Source organism: Dietzia sp. B19, from assembly GCF_014145155.1.
Lineage (GTDB): Bacteria > Actinomycetota > Actinomycetes > Mycobacteriales > Mycobacteriaceae > Dietzia > Dietzia natronolimnaea.
On record NZ_JAALED010000501.1, the window covers coordinates 1,635 to 3,584 of the forward strand.

3 protein-coding genes are annotated in these 1,950 nt (G+C 68.3%); 2 read left to right on the top strand and 1 reads right to left on the bottom strand.

The features are described from left to right. Positions 1 to 284: 284 nt before the first annotated feature. The gene (locus tag G6020_RS13785; protein ID WP_241732721.1) at positions 285 to 614 is read right to left on the bottom strand and encodes a hypothetical protein; all 330 of its coding nucleotides are present in this window, start codon (positions 612 to 614) and stop codon (positions 285 to 287) included. 278 nt (positions 615 to 892) lie between these two features. On the opposite strand from G6020_RS13785, the gene G6020_RS13790 reads away from it, so the two are divergent. Both G6020_RS13790 and G6020_RS13795 read left to right on the top strand, forming a co-directional pair. After that, a complete protein-coding gene (locus G6020_RS13790) occupies positions 893 to 1,297 on the top strand; it encodes an excalibur calcium-binding domain-containing protein (RefSeq protein ID WP_182611006.1) in 405 nt (134 codons plus the stop codon). Positions 1,298 to 1,666: 369 nt separating this feature from the next. Then, positions 1,667 to 1,950: VOC family protein (locus tag G6020_RS13795; protein ID WP_182611007.1), on the top strand; the 284-nt coding region annotated here is incomplete at its 3' end.

Below are 1,950 nucleotides of genomic sequence, written 5' to 3' on the forward strand. Positions count from 1 at the left end.
TGAGGCTGGATGCGGGTTGCTGTCGGTGCCAGTTCGAGAGTCGAGCCCGACCGATGGCGAGATCGGCAGGCTCTACAGGGCGGGGCCGGTAGCGCCCATAATTGGTCGCTATCCACTACTTGGCCTATAGCCGAGGTGCTAGAGGTACGGACTATTAATCCAAAGTTCGTTGGTTTGACGGCGACTTGTTCAGTCAGCCGTCCGGTGGTCGATAGGTGGCATTATCGGCGCCGCCACTGCCGGGCGGAGCGGCGGATCACTCGAGGGTCATCGCGGGGTGTCGGCTACGACGGCGTGGGGTTGGTGAGCCACCAGACGATCACCTCGTGCGTTAGCTCGGCGATGCGGCCCTCGCCCGTGGAGCCGTCGCCCCACAGGGGCAGGTCGACCCAGATGCGCAGTGGCGCCCCGCCGATCACGGGGACGTCGACATGGGCGAGCGGGCGGTGCTCCGGCACGAGTTGATACCTGTTGACCGTCCAACAGACGTGCAGCGGCACGAGGCCCGTCAGGCAGGACACCTGGCGGTGGGGTTCGATCGGGGTCAGCACGCGGGTGCCGGGGGCCGCCGGATCCCAGAACGCCGGGTCGGAGGGGCCCAGCACATCGGTCATGATCTCGGGCGTCAGCGCTCCCGGTGGGGACGCTGGCGTGTCCGGTCCGGCGTCTGCCGGGTCGGCGAGGGCAGGAGGGGTGCCGAGAGCGGTCGCTGCAGCGGCGACTGCCATCGCGAGGCCGAGGCGCCGGCGGGTGGGCGAATTCCGGGGTCCGGCTGGGGAGCTCATGACCCCACTTTCACAGACTGGTCAGCGACGTGAACATGCACAGGCTAATCTGAGCTTCTTCTCACCGGAGCCACATCTGTGGCCTGCACCCCTCGAGGTCCTCACCCATGATCCGTCGTTCGCTCGCCGCCCTCGGCCTGGCCGCTGTCGCCGCTCTCGGCACCGCCCCCTCGGTCACAGCCGCCGAAATGCAGGTCGGATCGGGCGTCATCGCCCTGCCCGAGTTCGCCCCCGTCGTCGTCCCCGCCCCGATGGGTTTCGACGCGGCAGCACTGCCGCTGCTGCCGTTCCCGTTTGTCTGGTCCGTGCATTTCGTGCCGGCACCGGGCGTGGCGGCCCCCGCGCCCGCGCCGGGTGTGGCGGCTCCTTCGCCCGCCCCCGCACCCCGACTTTCGGGATGCCGGGAGGCGTGGAACCTCGGCGTCGCGCCCATGCATCGCGGAAGCAGGTTCTACGACCCGTCGATGGACGGCGACAACGACGGGATCGCCTGCGAGCGGGATCCCCGCTAGTCCATGCGGACTCCGTCGGAGCCCTCCGGCATTCGTCGCGAGCGCGGCTTGAATACTCATCTAACGTTAGCGGGAACACTCCATTCGGCGTCGTCACCTGCTCCGGGCAGTAGGCGCCGATCGCTGCCCCAACCAGGATGTGAGGGTTCGACACCGGATGGGTGGACCGTCAGCCTGTAGGGGCCATAGAAGTAGTAAATGCGAGTTCACTCGTCGTGCCCGGTGGCTGCGGGCAGTTCGAGTGGCGGTGGCCCTCGTCGTCGTCGGTTCCCCGAGTGCACCGGGGGAGCGCCCCAGCTCTGGCCGCCGGGAGGAGCCTCGGTCCATGAATGTTTGAGGCGCCTCGAATTCAGGTCGTAGCGTGGTCCCATGGCTGGGATCACCGCGCGGCGTGTGGTCGTCGCACTCGACTGCCCCGGTGCTCGAGAGCTCGCCGAGTTCTACGCGTCGATGCTCGGCTGGCGGATTCGCGACAACGTCGAATATTCGGACTGGGTCGACGTCCTGCCGCCAGAAGGTGAGCTGGGCACGGTCGCGCTCGAGTGCCAGACCGTCTCCGTCTGGCGCGCGCCGACCTGGCCCGAGGGACCGGTCCCCACGCAGGTGCACCTCGACTTCTACGTGGACTCGATCGCCGACTCCGAGCCGGCCGT

Bases quoted from the DNA above. Each gene is read 5' to 3' on its own strand.
- G6020_RS13785 (WP_241732721.1), bottom strand. From the start codon at position 614: ATGACCGATGTGCTGGGCCCCTCCGACCCGGCGTTCTGGGATCCGGCG.
- G6020_RS13790 (WP_182611006.1), top strand. From the start codon at position 893: ATGATCCGTCGTTCGCTCGCCGCCCTCGGCCTGGCCGCTGTCGCCGCT.